Here is a 21,501-nt window from a genome sequence, read left to right on the forward strand (position 1 = left end):
TTACGCAGTTTTGCTCCAACTACAACAGAAATGGTTGATACAGTAATCTCAGTTGCACTCGACTTAATGAATCCTCAACATTTAAAAAACTGGTTTACTAATTGTTGCTATTGTACCTCATAACACCGGGAAGTGCTGTATAATAACAATTAACCTCATAACTACCGAATTATGAGCAACTCTTCATACTTACTAAATCTAAATTAATAGTTTGCCAAGGCAAATACTTTCTTGCTTGCCTGCGTGGGATAAGTGACGCTAGTGTTAAAAGAATTGTGCAAAGTCAAACCCCCATCCCAGAAGTCGAGTAGGAAGCTAGAATGATAATTCCAAATAAACAAGTAAAATCTAATACAGATATTTTAGATAATAGACGCACCCAAACTCGTATTCAAGTTCGCATTCCTAAAGACTTGTATGAGGAACCAGTCATTTCACGACTGGTTTCTCACTATGGCATCACAGTGATTATTGCTGATGCTCAGGTAAGCGCAAACGTGCCACAATATAGCTGCTTCGATCTGGAACTGCGAGGTACTGTTTCTCAGATTGAAAGCGCCCTAACTTACCTGGATGAACTGGATTTAGAAGTTTTGCACCAATCCAGCCCTGAAGAAGATGGGTGGTAAATATTAGTTAGGAGTTAGGAGTTAGAAGTTAAAAAATTCATAATTCATAACTCCTAACTTTTAACTCTTAACTTTGTTTAGGCCATTTGATTTTCAATCGCCCACCGCGCTAGTTCAGTGCGGTTGTGGAGATTGGTTTTGCCCAACATATTGGACACATGGCTTTCAACCGTGCGCTGACTAACATTTAGTTCTTCAGCAATTTCCCGGTTAGCTAAACCCCTTGCGACAAACTGGACTACTTTCAGTTCGGTTGGGGTTAATTGCACATCGAAGGGAACCTGGATGCGGGAACCGTTTTCGCCTCCTTTAGCTTGGTGTTCTTTCCAACGGATAGTTTGTTTCAGCGAGGATTCAACTTGCGCTACGAGTTCTTCTGGTTCAAAAGGTTTGACCATATAAACATCAGCACCTTTATTCAGACCCTTAACTCGGTCTGCACTTTGTCCCTTAGCTGAAAGGAAAAGAACCGGAATCCAACTGGTGCGTTCGTTTTGCCGGACTTGTTCTACAAAAGTATATCCGTCCATTTCCGGCATCATCACGTCGCAGATAATCATGTCTGGAACATCTTGCTCTAAAATTTCCAGAGCTTCACGTCCATTTTCGGCGGTGATGACTTCGTATCCCCGGAATTCTAAGTAATCCTTCACCAGCAAGATGAGGTTAGGGTCATCATCAATCAATAGAAGTCGTTTGTGATCTTTCATGCTGGGTTCTTTCATAGCAGTGGCACTTGTCGCGCTTCGGTCCATCAAAGTCTTGAATATTTATCCTCTATCGTGGGTTATTTCGAGATGTTGTCCTTTTTCCTACTTAACTTGCCTTTGCTGTCTCGAAACCTCAAAAATGCCGAGCACTTTCAAGAGACTAGTAGCTCGATAGCAAAAGTCCAGCAAGGATACGTATAGCAGTAGTATCTATAATGCGCTATTATATATCGCATTGAAAGTGACGGGCGAAAAAACACTGATTAAATAATAATCCTTCTGACTCACAACTAAGTATTGGCTTAAAGATGACCCTACCTCAAAAGCAACCCGCACTTTCTTAAAGCTTACTGCTGTACCATATCCTTCAGTTGTTAAGCCTCTATGAGGTGTTCATAAGAAACTAGGGAAGTTTCTGGCAAAGGATGGGTTAAAAATGCATATTCCTCTACCACCTTATTGCCTATTAAGTGTTCTTGGATGATCCACTCAATCACTTCCGGGCTTGCTTGGCGATATCAGACACCATCAGTGTAAACCACCATTATGAGTCCAGAACAACAAACGCGCAAGCAGTTGGCTTTTAGTTCTATAGACGCAGATGGGATTACTCTGTTGCGGCTCATCAAAGTTTAACTCTTTAAGTCGCTTTTTTAAGTATTGCCAGGATTCCAGACTAGCTCGTTTTGAGCAGCAGCTAGCAATTGTCTGGTCAGCGCTAATTCCTAACTCTCTGCTCCCTACTCTCTTCGTAACTTACGGAACAAAACCCGAAAGGTAAAAATAATTAAGCATTTATACTTAAGTACATCTTTGAGCCTCTAGTTCGGGAACCCGTACTAAAGGAATTCTTGCTATTGGATGCAATTTTTCGGTAGATTAGCACTCAGGAGTTGAGAGTGCTAATCTATAAAGGAAAGAAATAATATGGCAGCTTTATCTCTAAGCGTTTCTACAGTTAAACCTTTAGGCGATCGCGTTTTCGTAAAAGTGAACGCCTCTGAGGAAAAGACCGCAGGTGGTCTGTATTTGCCCGATACTGCCAAGGAAAAGCCCCAGGTAGGGGAAGTAGTGGCTCTTGGCCCTGGCAAGCGTAATGACGATGGAAACCGTCAGGAATTGGAAATCAAAGTCGGCGATAAGGTGCTGTACTCGAAGTACGCTGGCACTGACATCAAACTCGGCACCGAAGAATATGTACTGCTTTCTGAAAAAGATATTTTAGCAGTCGTTATTTAGTGGTCATTGGTCATTAGTCATTAGCCAATGACAAAGGACAAATGACAAATGACGTAGACGCCCTCCGGGCGGCTTCCCGAAGGGTAGAACAAAAGATAAATGACAAAGGACAACTAACAAGAAATTATGGCAAAGCGCATTATCTACAACGAAAACGCCCGTCGCGCCTTGGAACGAGGCATTGACATCCTGGCTGAGGCTGTAGCTGTTACCCTTGGCCCCAAAGGTCGTAACGTAGTCCTAGAAAAGAAATTTGGCGCACCGCAAATTGTTAATGACGGTGTAACGATCGCTAAAGAAATCGAATTAGAAGATCATATTGAAAACACTGGTGTAGCTCTGATTCGTCAAGCTGCTTCTAAGACCAATGATGCTGCGGGCGATGGCACCACCACTGCTACCGTTTTAGCTCATGCGATCGTCAAAGAAGGCTTGCGGAACGTTGCAGCTGGTGCTAACGCAATTTCCCTGAAGCGCGGTATTGACAAAGCTACTGCCTTCTTGGTAGAAAAAATTGCTGAACATGCTCGTCCAGTGGAAGATTCCAAAGCCATTGCTCAAGTTGGTGCGATCTCGGCTGGTAATGACGAAGAAGTTGGTCAGATGATTGCCCAAGCAATGGACAAGGTGGGCAAAGAAGGCGTAATTTCCCTAGAAGAAGGGAAATCTATGTTCACCGAGTTGGAAATCACTGAAGGGATGCGCTTTGACAAAGGTTACATCTCTCCTTATTTCGCTACCGACCCTGAGCGGATGGAAGCGGTTTTTGATGAGCCTTTCATCCTGCTGACCGATAAGAAAATCGCTTTGGTACAAGACCTTGTACCAGTGTTAGAGCAAGTAGCTCGTGCTGGTCGTCCTTTGGTGATTATCGCCGAAGATATTGAAAAAGAAGCTTTGGCAACTTTGGTTGTAAACCGTTTGCGCGGTGTACTCAACGTGGCTGCTGTTAAGGCTCCTGGCTTTGGCGATCGCCGCAAAGCACTACTAGAAGACATCGCTGTTTTAACTGGTGGTCAACTAATTACCGAAGATGCTGGTTTAAAGCTAGATAACACCAAGCTGGATAGCCTGGGTAAAGCTCGCCGAATCACCATCACCAAGGACAGCACCACAATTGTTGCCGAAGGTAACGAAGCTGCTGTTAAGGCACGTGTAGAACAGATTCGTCGTCAAATCGATGAAACCGAATCTTCTTACGACAAAGAGAAATTACAAGAGCGTCTTGCTAAACTCTCTGGTGGTGTTGCTGTAGTGAAAGTTGGTGCAGCAACCGAAACCGAAATGAAAGACAAGAAATTGCGCCTAGAAGACGCTATCAACGCTACCAAAGCTGCTGTGGAAGAAGGTATTGTTCCTGGCGGTGGTACAACTCTGGCTCACCTTGCTCCTGAATTGGAAGTTTGGGCAAAGAGCAATCTTAAGGATGAAGAGTTGATTGGTGCTTTGATTGTCGTTCGTGCCTTACCTGCTCCTCTGAAGCGGATTGCTGAAAACGCCGGTCAGAATGGTGCTGTAATTGCTGAACGCGTGAAAGAGAAAGAATTCAACGTTGGCTACAACGCTGCAACAAACGAATTCGTCGATTTGTTAGCTGCTGGTATTGTTGACCCTGCGAAAGTGACTCGTTCTGCTCTGCAAAACGCTGCTTCCATCGCTGGTATGGTGTTGACAACCGAATGTATTATAGTTGACAAGCCTGAGCCTAAAGATAGCGCTCCTGCTGGCGCTGGTGCTGGTGGCGGCGACTTCGATTACTAATACTTTGTAGTTACATAGTTTGTAAAACAGCTGCTTCCTTTATGGAGGTGGCTGTTTTTTTATGTCACGCAGAAAGCATTTTGGATAAATTGACGCATCCTTAATATAATAAGTATAATCATGTACAAAACACTAAATTAAAGTAAAAAATATGACTAGCAATCAAACTAAGTGATTTCAATTTTTAACAATAAAGGCGGTGTCGGCAAAACTATTATTACATGGAATTTAGGAGATGCGCTTGCACGAAGAGGCAAAAAAGTGCTGTTAATAGATTTTGATAATCTCTCTATATCTAAACCCAGCTAGCCGTCCCATTAATTGACTACTGAGCTACAACTAAAGGATAGTTAAATTGTTCAGCTATTGGTTGCAAATAATCTAGTTCTTGATCCTGCGATTGTGCTTCTAATAACTTACGCGCTACATCACGAGCAATTTCTAAAGTTTCAGAAACAGTCCGTCCTTGAGCTACTAAACCTTGAAGGTCATCAGATGTTGCTAAATAAACGCCTTCAGGTAATTTCTCAATCTGGATGTTTAGCAATCTTTCCATTATTGTATGTAGATGTTACTGTTTGGAGCGGTTTAATAGTCAGGAGTTAAAATTATCTTTACATTAGATGATTATATAATATTAGCGAAAAAATAATGATAAATTGCAGGGAAAGTAGCAGAGAATATATTAAATAAATATAAGGTATGTGAACTTTAATCTTGAATTTATAAATGACGTGCAATCCGCAAGTAGCAGAAGGTTGGCATGGCAAACTTAATTTAGTTTATGCCGATCGTCAGGGTAAAACCCAATTAATTTACGATCGCCACCAAGCACCCCTAAAGGTACAACGTCCATTTTATCCAGAAGGGGAAATTTGTCATAGCGTCATTTTACACACGGCTGGGGGAATGGTGGGAGGCGATCGCTTATCCTCTAACATCCATCTCCAACCCCAAACCCAAGCTTTAATCACTACAGCTGCTGCAAGCAAGATATATCGCAGTAATGGCTTACAAGCTAGACAAACCATCCAAATGCAAGTTGACGCTGGTGCTTGTTTAGAGTGGTTGCCGCAAGAGACAATTTTATTTAACGACGCGATTTATCGGCAAGATTTACGGGTAGAATTAGCAACCGGGGGCAGTTGGTTAGGCTGGGAAATTACCCGATTTGGTCGCAGTGCTAGAGGAGAAAAATTCTTGCAAGGAGAATGGCGATCGCACACGGAAATTTGGCAAGAAGGTTTTCCTTTATGGATTGATCGGCAATGGTTACGGGGTAGCGAAGAAACTTTTCACAGTCCCCACGGTTTGGGTGGAAAACCAATTGTAGGTAGTCTAGTTTGGGTTGGTGGTGCAGTTTCAGCAGAAATTGTCGAAAGAACGCGAAATTTATGGAATGGGGAAGGAGAAGCGGGTGTTAGCAGGTTACAACATGGATTATTGTGTCGATATCGCGGTGCTTCTACATCTGAGGTGAGAAACTGGTTTATTAATGTTTGGCAGATGCTGCGAGTTTCTTTTTTGAATCGTGGTAATTGTATACCAAGAGTGTGGCAGGTTTAAACTAACCGCAGAGGCGCAGAGAACACAGAGGAGATAAGAATGCAACTTACGCCGCAGGAAAAAGATAAGCTATTAATTTTTACTGCTGCTTTATTAGCAGAAAGACGGAAAGGAAGGGGTCTAAAACTGAATTATCCTGAAGCGATCGCTTATATTTCTGCTGCCATTTTAGAAGGTGCAAGAGATGGGCAAACTGTAGCTGAATTAATGAGTTACGGTACAACTTTATTAACGCGGGATGATGTCATGGAAGGTATACCTGAAATGGTGCATGATGTACAGGTAGAAGCAACTTTTCCTGATGGCACAAAGTTAGTGACAGTACATAATCCAATTCGTTAATTTTTGAATTTATTATGATTCCTGGGGAAATTATCACACCAGCAGGTGAAATAGAACTAAATGTTGGTCGTCCAACTGTAAAATTGCAAGTGTCAAATACAGGCGATCGCCCCATACAAGTCGGTTCTCACTTTCACTTTTATGAAGTCAACACAGCCTTAAACTTTGACAGAGAACAAGCGCGAGGAATGCGCCTCGATATCCCCGCAGGAACCGCAGTCCGCTTTGAACCAGGCGATGAAAAAGAAATAACTCTAGTCCCCCTCGTTGGTACTCGCCAAGTTTACGGCTTCAACGCCAAAATTAACGGAAACCTCTAAAAACCTCCGCGTACCTCTGCGCTTCCCTCCGCGTCCCTTTGCGTTAAAAAGAAGGATTTTATATGCCTTACAGAATGGATCGCCGCGCCTATGCCGAAACCTATGGTCCAACAGTAGGCGATCGCATCCGGCTTGCAGACACAGAATTATTTATTGAAGTTGAACAAGATTTCACCACCTACGGCGACGAAGTGAAATTTGGCGGTGGGAAAGTCATCCGAGACGGGATGGGACAATCCCCCATTTCTAACGCCGATGGTGCTGTAGATTTAGTAATTACTAATGCCTTAATTCTCGATTGGTGGGGTATTGTCAAAGCGGATATCGGCATTAAAGATGGCAAGATTTTCAAAATTGGTAAAGCCGGAAATCCTTATATTCAAGACAATGTAGATATTATTATCGGCCCCGGTACTGAAGCTTTAGCAGGGGAAGGAATGATTCTCACTGCTGGTGGTATTGATGCCCATATTCATTTCATTTGTCCCCAACAAATTGAAGTTGCGATCGCTTCCGGGATTACCACCATGATCGGCGGCGGTACTGGCCCAGCTACGGGTACAAATGCCACTACCTGCACCCCCGGCCCTTGGAATATTTACCGAATGCTGCAAGCTGCTGATGCTTTTCCCGTAAACTTAGGATTTTTGGGCAAAGGTAACGCCAGTCAACCCCAAGGACTTGTAGAACAAGTAGCTGCCGGTGCAATGGGGTTAAAACTTCATGAAGACTGGGGAACCACACCCGCAGCAATTGATACTTGCCTCAGCGTTGCCGATGAATATGATGTACAAGTAGCGATTCATACTGATACTCTGAACGAAGCCGGATTTGTCGAAGATACGATCGCCGCTTTCAAGAATCGTACCATCCACACATACCACACTGAAGGCGCAGGCGGAGGACACGCACCAGATATCATCAAAGTTTGCAGCCAAGCCAATGTTCTGCCATCTTCCACTAATCCCACACGTCCCTATACTATAAATACCTTAGACGAACACCTGGATATGTTGATGGTATGCCATCACCTCGACCCTGCGATCGCCGAAGATGTCGCTTTTGCCGAATCTCGCATCCGTCGGGAAACCATTGCTGCTGAAGACATTTTGCACGACTTAGGCGCATTTAGCATGATTTCTTCCGATTCCCAGGCAATGGGAAGGGTAGGGGAAGTGATAATTCGCACCTGGCAGACATCTCATAAAATGAAGGTGCAACGGGGAACTCTTAACCCAGAAGGAAATGAGCAAAAAGCAGACAATTTTCGTGCAAAAAGATATGTTGCTAAGTATACAATTAACCCTGCGATCGCTCACGGAATTGCTGAATATGTGGGTTCAGTGGAAGAGGGAAAATTAGCAGATTTATGTTTGTGGCGTCCGGCATTTTTTGGCGTGAAACCAGAGATAGTGATTAAAGGCGGGATGATTGCATGGTCGCAAATGGGCGATGCTAACGCCAGTATTCCCACACCGCAACCAGTGTATATGCGACCGATGTTTGGTAGTTTTGCAGGGGCGCGTCATGCCACATCATTAACTTTTGTTTCGCAAGCAGCTTTAGAGAAAGAAATTCCCAGCCAGCTAGGTTTACAAAAAGCAGCAGTTGCAGTTTCTGAAACACGCCAATTAAGTAAGCGGGATATGAAGCTGAATGATGCATTACCTCACATTGAAGTTGATCCAGAAACATACCAAGTTAGGGCAGATGGTGAATTGCTAATTTGTGAACCTGCGACAGTTTTGCCAATGGCACAGAGGTACTTTTTGTTTTAATTCATGACCGAGTAACTTTCTATTCTGGCTTTGTTTTAATAAGAACATTATCGAAATACACAGCAGCCCCATCATCGCTGCTTCGTAATGAGATAACTCCAATTTTTCCAGAAGTGTAAGAGTCATCTTCAAATATCCCGACTCTTTGGCTATTAATCCATCCAATTACCCTTTTTCCATTGCAAACAAGTCTTAATCGATTTATATTATTACCTTGTTTGATGCTAGTAGAATGTTGCCAGCCCACTTTATTTTCCCATTTGTTACTGTTTATAAGCTTTCCCATCGAAAAGTCCCCATTACCTTTAATTAGCAAATAATAAAAATTTTGCCTTACACTAGATTTACTTGTATCGCTAGTTCGGGCAACTATACCGAATCCTGAATCATCAGTTCCATTGACTTTTTTAGTATCAACTGAAAAATCAAAGTCTTTGAATATCTGATTTTTATCACCCCAAATAGACAGTTTAAAATTATTATTTTTAGCTTCAGGATGGAATAAACCTCCATTCTTTATACTTACTAATGCATCTTTATTCCATTTTTTGGATGGATATTTAAAATCATCGGAAAGTACAATATTTGGAAAAAAGTCTATATTTTGTTGAAAATGAACGGTTATTAAGCCAGTTATAAATAGTATGCAAGGTATGGCAATAGCGATTAAATAAACTTTACCTAAATAGGAATATTGTTCTATACGTTTGAGAGATTGAATTAATCCGATAGCTCCACCGACAAAGCAACCCAATACTAACCAAGCAATTGCTACTTGTTCGATGCCAATTGCCTTAAGTGGATATGTAGTTAAGTCAGTAATAATAAGAAAGCTTGAACCAAGCCATGCCAGAAGGTTTATTATCCAATTAATGATGAATATAACTAGCCATAATAGTATTAATAGTAAAAATGTTGTTTTGATTAGCCAACCTATAATAATCATTCCTTTACTTGGAGAATATCGCAGGTTATAAACCCATTGATTACTCCAACGCGAGCGATTTTTATAGCTTTCTATTAATTGATTTATCGAATCATAAAATATTTCTACTTTTGATTTTAATTTTTCCTTTAATAAATTTAAACCCCCACGAAATATAAACGCACAAATAAAGAATATTAGACTACCAAAAATCGAACACATAATCCGCACCTCTGGTATCCCAAATATACTTAGATGGGAAAAAGGAAAAAATTCTGGTAAATAAGAAGCTCCAGTGACTTCTGATGGATATGACAAAACCCAATTATCACCTAAACCTACTGATAAATAGGTTCCCAAAATATGGCGGATTAAAAACATGACTAATCCTACAGGGATAAAAATCCTAGCAGTTAATGGGATTATAATGTCCCAATTTAGAGATTTTTTGAAGTAAATGGGTACTTTAAATTTGCCAGTATTTGTTTTTATAGTTATTTCAGGATTATAGTTACCAGCCTCTAGATTAGTGGTATCTATAGTCAACGAAAATTCTAATGATTTTCCTTCCAAGCTATGTTGTTTTATTTCTATTTCGTTCATCTTCGTTGAAGCAATTCCTTTAAGTCTTCCACCAGAAGACTGACAAGTAATTATTAATGTTCTAGTAAAGGAATGCCTACCATGTGAAAGAACTCCCAAGTCTAATTTTTCTGGCTTACTAATATTTAGTTTTGTAATTTTGTAACTTATAGGAATTCTACAGGTATACTCAATCTGTTTTAAGAAAATGAAAATACTACCTTGATAATCACCCGGTTCAACTTCAAGAGCATCAAAATTAATATCGAATGTTGTGTCAGTAGAGGAATCAAATTGTTCGGGTACACTCAAACCGGGGAGATTAGGGTTAATTACATCTCCCCATGCAAATCCACGCCCATTGTTGCTAATTTTTAAGAAAAGCTTATCTTGGTATCCGATGGGGATTTCACCAAGCTCCAGCTGATTCGGTTCAAAAAATATTTTTGGATGTGGAGGTCTGCCTAAATGTCTACAAAGTTCCCTCACGAACATTTCTACACCTCTACGCTTTTCTTGCTTATAGCCCTCAACAATCTTTCGAGACAGATTTGCTAAATGTGTTTCACTACGCAAGAATAGCCACTCTTCAAGATATTCGCTGTTGAATAAATAATCTTTTGTTATCTCTGGATACTTCTCACACTTGTCAATTAAATCAGAAACTGAAAAGACTTCCTCATTTTTAAACTTTAATTTAGTTGGGCCTAAATACTCCTCTAGTTCTTTAGTACGAAGCTCTCGACTAGCATTTAAAAAATCGTTATCCTCTTTACTCAAGTTTTTTCCTGCTGCCCATTTCTGTGCATTCTTTAACTCATCTCCACGCAAAAGCCACGATTCATCTTGATAGTCAGAAGCTAACCAAGCTGTTATTGCTTCTCTATAAAACTGTGGTCTTAGCTCGGCTAATTGCTTATTCACCCAGCTTTCGTCAAAAACTTTCTTATAAATACGGTTGTATACTTCTAAGTAAGCCTGTCGCTTAAGCACTAAACCTGTCAGCCGTAGTTCCATTTGTTCTAGACTGTCATCAGCTAATATTCTTTCTTGTTGCAAGATTTGTTTGTACAGTCCTAGCATCTGACCTGCTCGTTGTTCGTTTCTCAAAATGCGATCGCGTATCGTCCTCAAATGTTCCGGCTCATCCTGTGATTCCCAATTTTTGATGATACGCGATCGCACCAACTCTTCAACTCCAGCCGCTTCTATACCAGCAGGGATGAGTTGACAAAGCTTCTGAGTAAGAAATGGTTGTCCACCCGTCCAAATTAAAACTTCCTTCACCACATCTTGAGGATTACTAACTTTGCCCACTAATCCCTTAGCCAAAGGTTCAGCTTCCTGTAACTGAAAACCATTTAGTTCAATCGCCCGACCAATATTAAACGAAGTCCGGTTTTTATCCCTAATCAAATCTGAGGGTGTTGCTACCCCAAATAGAGCAAAACTAAGACGTTTGTATTCTGGACGGTCAGCACGTTGGTTATAGCAGGCTCGGATAAACGCAAAAAAATCGTCTTGAAAATCTAAGCCTAGAAGACTGTCAATTTCATCTAAAAAAATAACAATTCTTTGATGAATCTCTACTAGTAGTACTTCATCAATAAACTCTCTCAATCGTTGCATAGGAGAAAGAAGGTCTCGCTCACGCCACCAAGTGCTTACATTAACTTTACGGGAGAGGTTAAAACTACTCGCTAGCCTTTTGACTAAGCCTGCATACCACTGGTTTAATTCCGTGTCTCTTACCGAAAGATCAATCGCAGCACAGGCAATGCCCTCTGCTTTCAAGCGTTGCATAATTTGCACTCGCAAGCTAGACTTGCCCATCTGCCGAGAATTTAAGACATAACAAAATTCCCCAGCCTTCAACGCCTGATACAAATCTGTATCTGCTTGTCGCACTACATAACTAGGGGCATCAGCAGGCAAACTGCCGCCAACTTGATATTCATAAGCTGGGTTTTGTTGTATGTTCATCAGCTAACTCTCAGGCGATCGCGAAAATATTGACGATATAAATTACAACGTGGCGTTACATCATTTCCTTGCTGTTGTAATAAGCCCATGCTGAGTAATTTAAAGCATTGTATCGAATCCAACCGAACTGGGCTAGTATTGGCAACTACCTTTTTGATAGCAGCAGCTAATTCTGGACGCTGTTCTAAATTCCACAAATGCCGACGTAAATGGTCGCTATAAGGGCCAGCTTCTGTGGGGGCTGTTTGCAAAAGCAGATTGAGCGTAGTATCCTGTCTGGCAATGTGATAAAGTGCCACCCGTACAAGATAGGGGTGTCCTCCCACCATTGCCATTAGTTGTTCAACTTGAGTAAAACTCCAATTGAGTCCATGCCTTCGTGCCAAATCAAGAACCTGTTGGGCGTTAAATTCTGGTAATTCAATCGGCAAGCCTACATTAAACGGCGATTGATTTATATTCATCGGAATATAAACTTCTGTGGAATGCACTACTACCAACCGCAGTTTTTTCCAAATCTCGCGGTTTTTAGCATCTTCATGCCAAGCACGTAACAGCCCAAAAAAGTCATTAGCAATTTCGGGATATTGAAATATACGATCAACTTCATCCAATCCCAATGCTAGAGGTTGGTTGATTTCTGGTAAGAGATATTCCTCAAAATAAGCAGTGCAATTGTCCTTACTGCCAAAAATATCATCCCAGTAATTTGCTAACTTGTTGGGTATCCTCAACCTCCGTCCTATACTGGCACAAAATCGCTGAAGGAACTTATCCAAATCTGCAAAATCCTTTTCATCTGCCAATTGAAAACTTAAAGCTACAGTCAGATAACCTTGTTGTGACGCTTGATGAAGAATCCGCGCCATGAGTGAGGTTTTACCCATCTGCCGGGGCGCTTTGATCCGAATCAAAGATCCTGGCTTCAAAATTGCCTCATAGCAGCGAGATTCTATGGGAGGACGTTCAATATAAAATTCCGAAACTAAATCTACTTGCCCTTCTGGCAATTCTGGTTCTGCAACTGGTAGAGGCGGACTTTCCTGAGTTTCCCAAGCAGGTGTTACAGTTGGTAATTCCTCTATAGGGGCACGATTTGCACTGCCTATACCATCTTCGGTCAACAATGACAAAATTTCTTGCAAAATCCTCGGAGTATTGGCAGGCGATTTCCACTCTCGCTGCTGAATCTGACTTAAATAACCCCGTAAATCATAATTTAGTGGTGAACTTAAAGGAAAATTGACACGAATGGGCAAAATTACTGGTTTATGCTCAGGACGCAAATCTTTTAGCTGCTTTGCCCTTCTTACTTCTTCTGTTACCATCTCACTGGTTGCTGATTGTGGAGATAACAGCAGCAGAAAGTAATCACACCGTTCTAATTCTGTATCGATGCGTTGGGGCCAGTTTTCCCCCAAACGAATACTCTCACCCGCCATAAATACTTCATGTCCAGCAGCTTTGATTGCTTCATAAAAATACTGGGCAAGGCTCAATTCTGGATCTTGACTGCGATAGCTAATAAAAACTCTGGCGCTGCCGCTATTTGGTGACAACAGTGATACATTCTGATTAATATCCAGAAATATTGACAAATTTGACCATTTTTGTCGTACCGTAACCAGAGGTAGAGCCAATGCGCCTTCTGTGTTGTCGTAAGCGGCAATTATGCCAATAACTCGTTGAGTTTCTGCATTAAATAGGGGCGAACCACTATAACCCCCTTGCACTTGTTGCGAATTCGCCTTGACTCGCAACCGCAACATTGGTAAGTTGCTAAATTCAGATTGGGGATTCATATCAGTGATCGTGCCATCAATCGAAGCACCTTGGGGAAAATCCGTTCGCCCATAGCCAATAGATAGAAATCGATCCATCGGCTGAAAATTAAAAGCTAAGGGAACTGAAGCACCTTGATAATCGGATAATTGCAATATGGCGAAATCATCGCGGGTGCGATCGCCTAGATAAACCAACTTAACCCCTTGCCCATTTACTCGGACATTTTCCTCACCTCCTGCTGACTCAACCACATGAGCGCAGGTGAGTAAATGTCCCTGGGTTGAGATAAAAAAGCCCGTGCCTTGGATGTAACCTTCTGGAGTAGCGATCGCTACGGTACAAGCTTTAACTAATTCCCAATTCATGAAAATTTATTACTTGTTTTCTTCTGATGCCAGCTTCCAAGTTATTTTCACCTTCAGTGATGCTTGCCCAGTGGATTCGACTACATAGACTGAGCCTTTGGCGGTAAAATTCACCCCAAACTCAACTTCTGCGCTTACAGGTTGCGATTCTTGCTGCAAAGTACGAAACGCCTTTGTAATTGGGCGACAACCACGAACAATCAAATCCTTAACTGCATCGAAGTTAGCCTCTACTTTGTCTATAGGTAACTCACCAGTGAGCGATACACGACCTACTGATGCATCTGGTAGTTCAACTGCTACCAAAATTGTGCTGCCATCCTCTGTATTCAGTTCTAGAAGTTTACGAGCCATAATTCAATTAGCTTGTGGCTATATCTTAAAAAGGTAAGTAAAGTAGTTTTGAAAGTAAATTTATACAAATTTCTAGGTAAACAATTTTTCTTTGGAGAAAGTATATCTAAAGGTAATATCTAAGAAAAATATATCAATAAACCAACTACTCTAAAAATTTACTTTTACCCAGTACCTTGCATCTATATGACTTCACAATCTTCTCGGTCTGACAAAATTCTGGTTGTTGATGACTCTCCTGATAACGTGTTTTTGATCAAAACTATTTTGGAGGAAGAAGGTTACACCATTAGCACCGCAGAAAATGGTATCTCAGCCTTAGCAGAATTGAAAGCTTCTCCTTGTGACTTGGTTCTGCTGGATTTGATGATGCCAGATATGGATGGGTACGAAGTCACCAAGCACATTCGTGGAGATATGAAATTGCCACAATATATCCCCATACTACTGATCACTGCCCACGATGCGCCCAACGTCGCCCACGGATTAGACTTGGGTGCTGATGATTTTATCCGCAAACCTGTAACAGTAGATGAATTACTGGCACGAGTGCGATCGCTCCTGCGTTTGAAGCATAGTATGGATGAACGTGATGAAATTGCCCGCCAGCGAGAAGATTTTGTCTCCCGCCTCACCCACGACTTACGCACTCCCTTGGTAGCCGCCGATCGCATGTTGATGCTATTTCAACAAGGTGCATTGGGAACATTATCAGCGCAAATGCACGAAGTAATCGCTATCATGGCGCGTAGCAATATCAACCTGCTTTCTATGGTCAATACCTTATTAGAAGTTTATCGCTTTGAAGCAGGTCGCAAAACTTTGGCGTTTCAACCAGTTAATCTTGGCCAATTGCTAGAGGAGGTGACTGGAGAATTAGCACCTTTAGCTCAAGACAAAGCACTGTCCCTAAGTTTGGACTTTACTGAGGAATCAAGGACAAACACAGTGATGGGCGATCGCTTAGAGCTGCATCGTCTATTCACCAATCTTATAGGGAATGCGATCAAATTTACTGGCTCTGGGTCTGTTACTATTCGTTTAACTTCTCAACGCCAGTTTGATAAAAATAGTCAATCTCAGTTATCAGAAAAATCCAATTCCGTTGAATATATTAGTATTGAGATAGCGGATACCGGCCCAGGTATTCCTGCTGAAGAACAAGCCACCATATTTGAACGATTTCGCCAAGGCAGCCACAAGAGTTCTGGTAGTGGCTTAGGACTCTACCTTGCTCGCCTAATTGTCGAGGCACATCAAGGCATTATTTTGCTAAATTCTGAGCTGGGCAAAGGGAGTGTATTTATTGTCCTTTTACCCACTAAAAAATGACAAAATTAGCAATTATAAATTATGAATTATAGAATTTTTACCCTGATAATTCATGATTTATAACTTGATTTCTGTCGACCAAAATGTTCAAATAAATGTTTTCGCTATAAAGTAAAATACTAAAAATTAACGAATCAAATATACTCACATAGCAACGCTAAGATTAAATAAATACTTTTTTAGGGTACAAATGAATGATTACCACTGAATTATCTAACGTTGGCAATATTATCCAGAATCAGCGTGAGTTTTTTAATAGTGGCAAAACTAAAGATGTCACTTTTCGCATTGAGCAGCTTAAAAATCTCAAGCAAGCAATTATTGAGCATGAACAGTCAATAGTCGAGGCATTAAAAGCAGATTTACATAAACCAGAAGTGGAGATTTACCTTACAGAAATCGGCGTCATCAAAGAAATAGATTATGCCATAAAACACCTCAAAAACTGGACTAAGCCCAAAAAAGCACCCGTTTCTTTTGATTTTTTTTCCTACTCGGCGAGAATTTATCCAGAACCGTTGGGGGTTGTCTTAATTATTGGCCCTTGGAACTATCCATTTCAATTAATTATCTCACCGTTAGTAGGTGCGATCGCAGCCGGGAATTGTACAATTATCAAACCTTCAGAAATTGCTTCTCATACCTCTGATGTCATTGCTAAGATTATTACCAAACATTTTGATCCTGCTTATATTGCAGTGGTTGAAGGAGGCGTCGAAGCAAGTGAAAAACTACTGGCAGAAAAGTTTGACCATATCTTTTTTACTGGTGGTACAGCCGTCGGCAAAATCGTTATGGCAGCAGCAGCAAAATATCTTACACCAGTTACTTTAGAATTGGGTGGTAAAAGTCCTTGTATTATAGATAGTGACATTAATCTTGAACACACTGTCAGACGAATTACTTGGGGTAAATTTATTAATGCTGGACAAACATGTATTGCCCCTGACTACCTTTTAGTTAATAAAACAATCAAAAAAGATTTAATAGATGGGCTGGAAAAATGCGTAAAAGAATTTTATGGCGATAATCCAGCGAATAGTCCTGATTATGCCAGGATTATCAGTCAAAAACACTTTGATAGATTGGTTAACTTTCTCAAAGATGGTGAAGTTATCATTGGTGGAGAAACTCAACCTTCAGAGCGTTATATCGCCCCCACAGTGGTTGATAATGTCTCCTTAGAAGATTCTGTAATGCAGGAAGAAATTTTTGGTCCGATTCTACCCATTATTGAATATACTGACATTGCAGAAGCGATCGCCTTGATTAACTCTAAATCTAAACCCTTAGCGTTATACTTATTTTCTCAAAACAAAAATCTACAAAATCGAGTTTTGCAGGAAACCTCCTCTGGTGGAGTTTGTATTAACGACACAGCGATGCAGTTTGGTGTCTCGTCTTTACCATTTGGTGGGGTGGGAGATAGCGGTATTGGCAACTATCACGGCAAAGCCAGTTTTGATACATTTTCCCATAACAAAAGTGTATTGCAAAACTCTTTCTGGGTCGATTTAAAATGGCGATACGCTCCATATCAGGGCAAATTGCCTCTAATCAAGAAACTTCTGGGTTAAAAGTTATGACTTGTACAGACGCGATTAATCGCATCTCTCTCTAACTATTAAAACCCCAAAGCCTTACTGTAACGCTCCTCAGCCCAAGGTTCACCACGGCGGTGGTAGCCATTGCGCTCCCAAAAACCAAGTTCTTCAGCAGCTAAAAATTCCAAACCATTAATCCACTTAGCACTTTTCCAAGCGTAGAGGTGGGGAACAACTAGCCGCATTGGGCCACCGTGTTCAGATGGAAGGGGTTCACCAAAGACTTTAAAAGCAAAGAAATTTTCTTCGCGCATGAAATCTTCTACAGAAATATTGGTAGTGTAGCCACCGTAACAGTGTTCCATAATATGGGCTACTTTGGGGTCTAGTTCAATCAGACCCATGAAATCTGTTACTTTTATGCCAGTCCATTTGACATCCAGTTTAGACCAGCGCGTTACACAGTGAAAGTCTGCCGTAAATTCGTGTTGAGGCAGCGCCATAAAGTCTGACCAACTAAAAGTAGCAGGTTTTGCCAAACCCCAAACTCGAAATTCCCATTCCTCAATGCTGACTTGGGGAGTTGCACCGTAAGTTAATACGGGGAAACCTTTAGCTAAGTGTTGACCAGGAGGGACGCGTTCACCCTCTTCCTTCCCTGGTTTCTGAAAAAATTTTCCTAGCATAGTTAGAGAAAACTTATTTTTCTCAATATGTGTACAAGCTTTTTTGCTGAGTTGCCAACAGCACCAGATGTTTGACTCTTTATATGATTACTTGATTGTTACTCGTAAATGATAGGTAATGGGTAATGGATATTCCCAATTACTCACTACCAATTTTTTCGATTTAATGAGCTTGTGTAGAGTATCTAAGATTCATAATGCAATCAGGAAAGCTAAAAAAAGCATTTATCCAATGGTCGGTGCTGTTCACGCTTTTCCTGACTGGGAAATTATGATTCTTCTTCCTCTTCTTCAGCAGCTGGATATACAAATGTAGAACGTCCAGTCAAAATTGATTTGCCCAAAGACAGGGCTTTTTGAGCTTCAACGACGGCTTTGTGCCTCCAGGTAGCTCGACGTTTATCTCGTTTTGATTTTGAAGTTTTCTTCTTAGGAACAGCCATGTCAGCAGATATCGCGATTCTTGACAACCTTACTATTCTAGGCCATCCACTGACGCGAAGGACAACAGTGAAGGCAATTAATGAATTGCCTCTACTGAAAATTAGGGTTTCGGCTATTTTTTGGGTAAGTTCTGGCTATTTTCCAAGAAAAGTAGCGATCGCGCAGTTTTGAAGTAAGTTGCCCAATTTTGAGCATCGGGACGCGATCGCCATTGGGGACGGCTAACTTCTAATGTCAGAACTGGTGCGATCGATCCATTATTTTGTACGGACACAATGATTGAAACATCTGTCACCAAGATATCTTGGTCGAAACTCCGTTGAGCAGATGCTCTAGCGGCTGCTTCCGCCCTCCTGAGAATGGTTTCGTAGTTTTCATCTGGCAGGCGGTCAATAGCTAGATCAACTCTAGCGGTGTAAGCTCGCACAACTTGAGGTGCGAGCGTTTCCATCAAAAACCACGCAGGAACAGTAGATATAAGCAAAACTGCTAAAGGAATTATCCGGATTCTTCTGGCAATTTGGCTAATAACTGAAAAGGAAGTGATCGATGATGGTAGGTGAGCAGAAATTTTGCTCATAACCTTATATCTCCTTAGTAATGATCTTTTATTGAAATTAGGTAAAAGGTATTTTCCGGTCTATCTATGTAATAAAAATTACATTTTAACTTAAGATTCAATCAGAATCACCTAGACTATAAAACATAGGTTAGCTTTGTTTTTTGGGCAAAGCCAACCGCAATTTTAAGACCAGCAAACAATAACTGACAAATAGCGGGATGGCAAATTACTGGGCGATCGCGATTGGCATCAATCAATATCAGTTATTTCAACCTTTAAGTTGTGCCCAAGCAGATGCTGAGGCACTAGAGGATTTTTTGGTGACGGAGGCAGGTTTTCTCCCCAAACACTGTCTGCTAATGACGGATACCTCACCGCCCATTGGGGATAGATCAACTTATCCGACTAAAGAAAATATTTTGCTGCTGCTTGAGGATTTGGCAGCGACAAGTTGGCAACCAGAAGATTATCTGTGGTTATTTTTTAGCGGTTATGGGGTCAACTACAAGGGCAAAGATTACTTAATGCCAGCAGAGGGCAACCCCGAACTAGTGCAAGAGACTGGCATAGAATTGCGATCGCTAATGCAAAGTCTGCAACTTGCTGAACTAAATATATTGTTACTACTCGATATCAACCGCGCTTTTGGCACTCAAGCGGATGCTCCCGTTGGTGAAGAAACAATAGAATTAGCCCAAGAACTACAACTTGCGACCATTCTTTCTTGTCAACCAGAACAATTTTCTCATGAAAGTAGCGAATTAGGTCACGGATTCTTTACAGCAGTCTTGTTAGAAGCTTTGCGTTCTGGTAATGGCAGCAACTTGGCAGATTTAGAAAGCTACCTAAGCCTGATCATGCCAAAAATATGTCACCACCACTGGCGTCCTGTCCAAAACCCTGCCACTATTATCCCATCAAGGCAGCAGGTAATCTTGCCAAAATTGCCAATGGAAAGCGACTTGCAATCAGAACCGATGATTTATCCCGAAGAATCCTTTGCTGTTGCTCTTGCGGCTCCTCCCCTCGACGATTACCCCAAAACTTCAGCAGAACGGGGCAGATGGGGAGAAGCTACTGTAAATTCCTCCCAACAGGTGAAGGCTCCCAAGGTCGAAAAATCTAAAGGTCAACAAGTCCAATCAGCTACTGGCTTAGTTTCCCAGCCAATGGCGGAAACTTCTTTAGGAGTGAATCCGAGCGGAAGATTTATCCCCAATTCCTCTAAAGGTTACGTCTCTCGATTCCCATCGAATCAGCCAAGCATCCCTTTTTGGAAACAGTTTATTTTATGGGGTGGAGGCAGCCTGCTAGTAGCAGGTTTAATCGCTGTAGTTTTTCTCCGTAATCAAGAAACTTTTAAAATTAAGCAGATATCAAGCAGATCACCGAATGCTGCTGCGAGCGATCGCCAGGTTATCGAGAATTTACCAAGCGATGTCTACGACGGGCTACGCCTACGCACTCCACCAGTTAGACTTAAAAATCAATCTAGCGCCCAAATAACTACTAGTACCGAGCCAGAAAAGCGGAATCAAGCAGTATTAGACCTAGCGAAGATGTCGCTCAGACAAACTCAGGCTAGCGATTTGAGCATGGCGATCGCTACAGCCCGGAAAATTCGACCTGGTGAACCACTCTATGATCAAGCTCAGGAGAATATTAAGATTTGGAGCCAGATGATTTTAGATTTAGCAGAAGGTCGTGCTAAACAAAGACAGTATGCTAGCGCTATTGCTGCTGCTCGATTAATCACCAAAGATGAAGCCCCCTATGCCAAAGCACAAGCAGCAATTAACTTGTGGCGGTTAGAGGGCAAGCAGTATGTAAGTAACAAAACTCTTTTAGATGCAGCTAATGCCTTAATTAAGTCTGGACAGGCATCTACTTACAATCGGGCGATCGAAGTTGCGAAGAAAGTATCACCTGGTCAACCTGGTTTCGATACTGCCCAAAAATCGATCAATAAATGGAGTGAGAAAATTTTAGACCTGGCCAAGCGTCGCGCCACTGAAGGAGAACTTAATGCCGCAATTGCGACTGCTGCTTTAGTGCCAGAGGAGACAGGCGCTTACGAAGATGCTCAGGATGCCATTCAAAAATGGCAAAAAAAATAGTTTGGAGTGGGGAGTTTTAATTCCTCACTCCTCACTCGTAACTTTTCCCTTAGCACTCAGCAGTACTGTGATACATCTTCGCCGCATTCATCGGCTAGATAGCACAGCGCTCGGAAACGTAAACCAACCACTTCTTCATATAAGGGGTTGAGCTTGCACATGGGCGGAATGTGAAACAAGGTTTTCCCAAATAATTTGACGTCTCGCTCAAAGGGACACTGAGATGGAATCAGTTTGCACAAACGGTGAGCTAGTTGGCGATCGCGGACTTGAATGTTTTCTAAACGCTGCCGTAGAGGGTGGAGAATATCCCAGTAAGGCTTAGAAACAGAACGGTTTAGCTGGGTTTCTTGATGGTCAGTAGTTTCTGCTTGATTGATTGATACCCAGCTTGCCAGAAAAATCTTTTTAGTGGTATTGTCGAATACCTTCATGGTTAATCCTCTGTGTTATTGAGGCTATTCATCTTTTTGATGA

General features: G+C 41.6%; 21 protein-coding genes. 11 read left to right on the forward strand and 10 right to left on the reverse strand.

The annotated features are described in order from the left end of the window. The first annotated feature begins 320 nt into the window (after positions 1–320). On the forward strand, positions 321–629 hold the full coding sequence (locus VE944_RS09455; protein WP_324975655.1) for an NIL domain-containing protein: 309 nt from the start codon (positions 321–323) through the stop codon (positions 627–629). A 77-nt stretch (positions 630–706) separates the two neighbouring features. Here the strand turns inward: VE944_RS09455 and VE944_RS09460 are convergent, their stop codons facing one another. After that, positions 707–1,384: a response regulator transcription factor gene (locus VE944_RS09460; RefSeq protein ID WP_012407592.1), complete on the reverse strand. Its 678-nt coding sequence runs from the start codon at positions 1,382–1,384 to the stop codon at positions 707–709. A gap of 329 nt (positions 1,385–1,713) precedes the next feature. Then, positions 1,714–1,836, reverse strand: coding sequence for a hypothetical protein (locus tag VE944_RS09465; protein ID WP_324975658.1), 123 nt, complete (start codon positions 1,834–1,836; stop codon positions 1,714–1,716). A 430-nt stretch (positions 1,837–2,266) separates the two neighbouring features. On the opposite strand from VE944_RS09465, the gene groES reads away from it, so the two are divergent. From groES to VE944_RS09480, 3 genes are all read left to right on the forward strand, one after another. Then, complete coding sequence (gene groES, locus VE944_RS09470) at positions 2,267–2,578, forward strand: co-chaperone GroES (protein ID WP_100898362.1); 312 nt, start codon at positions 2,267–2,269, stop codon at positions 2,576–2,578. A 126-nt stretch (positions 2,579–2,704) separates the two neighbouring features. Further along, the gene (groL, locus tag VE944_RS09475; protein WP_324975664.1) at positions 2,705–4,339 is read left to right on the forward strand and encodes a chaperonin GroEL; all 1,635 of its coding nucleotides are present in this window, start codon (positions 2,705–2,707) and stop codon (positions 4,337–4,339) included. Between the two features lie 171 nt (positions 4,340–4,510). Then, positions 4,511–4,648 carry a ParA family protein gene (locus VE944_RS09480; RefSeq protein ID WP_324975667.1) on the forward strand — a complete coding sequence of 46 codons (138 nt, stop codon included), beginning with the start codon at positions 4,511–4,513 and terminating at the stop codon, positions 4,646–4,648. A 16-nt stretch (positions 4,649–4,664) separates the two neighbouring features. On the opposite strand, the gene VE944_RS09485 is transcribed toward VE944_RS09480, so the two are convergent. After that, the gene (locus tag VE944_RS09485; RefSeq protein WP_324975670.1) at positions 4,665–4,895 is read right to left on the reverse strand and encodes a type II toxin-antitoxin system HicB family antitoxin; all 231 of its coding nucleotides are present in this window, start codon (positions 4,893–4,895) and stop codon (positions 4,665–4,667) included. Positions 4,896–5,068: 173 nt separating this feature from the next. Here VE944_RS09485 and VE944_RS09490 point away from each other — a divergent pair, with 173 nt between their 5' ends. The 4 genes from VE944_RS09490 (at position 5,069) to ureC (ending at position 8,345) form a co-directional block, all read left to right on the forward strand. Further along, positions 5,069–5,905: an urease accessory protein UreD gene (locus tag VE944_RS09490; RefSeq protein WP_324975674.1), complete on the forward strand. Its 837-nt coding sequence runs from the start codon at positions 5,069–5,071 to the stop codon at positions 5,903–5,905. Positions 5,906–5,944: 39 nt separating this feature from the next. Beyond that, a complete protein-coding gene (gene ureA / locus VE944_RS09495) occupies positions 5,945–6,247 on the forward strand; it encodes an urease subunit gamma (protein WP_012407584.1) in 303 nt (100 codons plus the stop codon). Positions 6,248–6,261: 14 nt separating this feature from the next. Further along, positions 6,262–6,567 (forward strand): urease subunit beta, encoded by a 306-nt coding sequence (locus tag VE944_RS09500; RefSeq protein WP_324975681.1) that lies wholly within the window; start codon positions 6,262–6,264, stop codon positions 6,565–6,567. 62 nt (positions 6,568–6,629) lie between these two features. Then, positions 6,630–8,345 (forward strand): urease subunit alpha, encoded by a 1,716-nt coding sequence (gene ureC, locus VE944_RS09505; protein ID WP_324975684.1) that lies wholly within the window; start codon positions 6,630–6,632, stop codon positions 8,343–8,345. A 19-nt stretch (positions 8,346–8,364) separates the two neighbouring features. Here the strand turns inward: ureC and VE944_RS09510 are convergent, their stop codons facing one another. The 3 genes from VE944_RS09510 to VE944_RS09520 are packed head-to-tail and all read right to left on the reverse strand — an operon-like array spanning position 8,365 to position 14,339. Beyond that, on the reverse strand, positions 8,365–11,835 hold the full coding sequence (locus tag VE944_RS09510; protein ID WP_324975687.1) for an AAA-like domain-containing protein: 3,471 nt from the start codon (positions 11,833–11,835) through the stop codon (positions 8,365–8,367). Then, complete coding sequence (locus VE944_RS09515; protein WP_324975689.1) at positions 11,835–13,985, reverse strand: AAA-like domain-containing protein; 2,151 nt, start codon at positions 13,983–13,985, stop codon at positions 11,835–11,837. The genes VE944_RS09510 and VE944_RS09515 overlap by 1 nt, the downstream gene beginning before the upstream one ends. 9 nt (positions 13,986–13,994) lie before the next feature. Beyond that, positions 13,995–14,339 (reverse strand): CU044_2847 family protein, encoded by a 345-nt coding sequence (locus tag VE944_RS09520; RefSeq protein ID WP_324975692.1) that lies wholly within the window; start codon positions 14,337–14,339, stop codon positions 13,995–13,997. Between the two features lie 186 nt (positions 14,340–14,525). Between VE944_RS09520 and VE944_RS09525 the strand changes: the two genes are divergently transcribed. Continuing rightward, positions 14,526–15,671: a hybrid sensor histidine kinase/response regulator gene (locus VE944_RS09525; RefSeq protein ID WP_324975695.1), complete on the forward strand. Its 1,146-nt coding sequence runs from the start codon at positions 14,526–14,528 to the stop codon at positions 15,669–15,671. A gap of 194 nt (positions 15,672–15,865) precedes the next feature. Continuing rightward, positions 15,866–17,248 (forward strand): aldehyde dehydrogenase, encoded by a 1,383-nt coding sequence (locus VE944_RS09530; protein ID WP_324975698.1) that lies wholly within the window; start codon positions 15,866–15,868, stop codon positions 17,246–17,248. 47 nt (positions 17,249–17,295) lie between these two features. Here the strand turns inward: VE944_RS09530 and VE944_RS09535 are convergent, their stop codons facing one another. The 3 genes from VE944_RS09535 to VE944_RS09545 form a co-directional block, all read right to left on the reverse strand. After that, a complete protein-coding gene (locus tag VE944_RS09535; protein WP_324975701.1) occupies positions 17,296–17,901 on the reverse strand; it encodes a sulfite oxidase-like oxidoreductase in 606 nt (201 codons plus the stop codon). Between the two features lie 269 nt (positions 17,902–18,170). Beyond that, entirely contained in the window at positions 18,171–18,344 is a 174-nt protein-coding gene (rpmF, locus tag VE944_RS09540; RefSeq protein WP_094328804.1) for a 50S ribosomal protein L32, read from the reverse strand. A gap of 113 nt (positions 18,345–18,457) precedes the next feature. Beyond that, the gene (locus tag VE944_RS09545) at positions 18,458–18,925 is read right to left on the reverse strand and encodes a hypothetical protein (RefSeq protein ID WP_324975712.1); all 468 of its coding nucleotides are present in this window, start codon (positions 18,923–18,925) and stop codon (positions 18,458–18,460) included. 200 nt (positions 18,926–19,125) lie between these two features. Between VE944_RS09545 and VE944_RS09550 the strand changes: the two genes are divergently transcribed. Further along, a complete protein-coding gene (locus tag VE944_RS09550) occupies positions 19,126–21,024 on the forward strand; it encodes a caspase family protein (protein ID WP_324975716.1) in 1,899 nt (632 codons plus the stop codon). Positions 21,025–21,080: 56 nt separating this feature from the next. Here VE944_RS09550 and VE944_RS09555 read toward each other — a convergent pair whose 3' ends face one another. Then, positions 21,081–21,458 (reverse strand): Mo-dependent nitrogenase C-terminal domain-containing protein, encoded by a 378-nt coding sequence (locus VE944_RS09555; protein WP_324975719.1) that lies wholly within the window; start codon positions 21,456–21,458, stop codon positions 21,081–21,083. Positions 21,459–21,501: the final 43 nt, after the last annotated feature.

It is taken from the genome of Nostoc sp. (assembly GCF_035638895.1).
In the GTDB taxonomy this organism is placed as follows: domain Bacteria; phylum Cyanobacteriota; class Cyanobacteriia; order Cyanobacteriales; family Nostocaceae; genus Nostoc.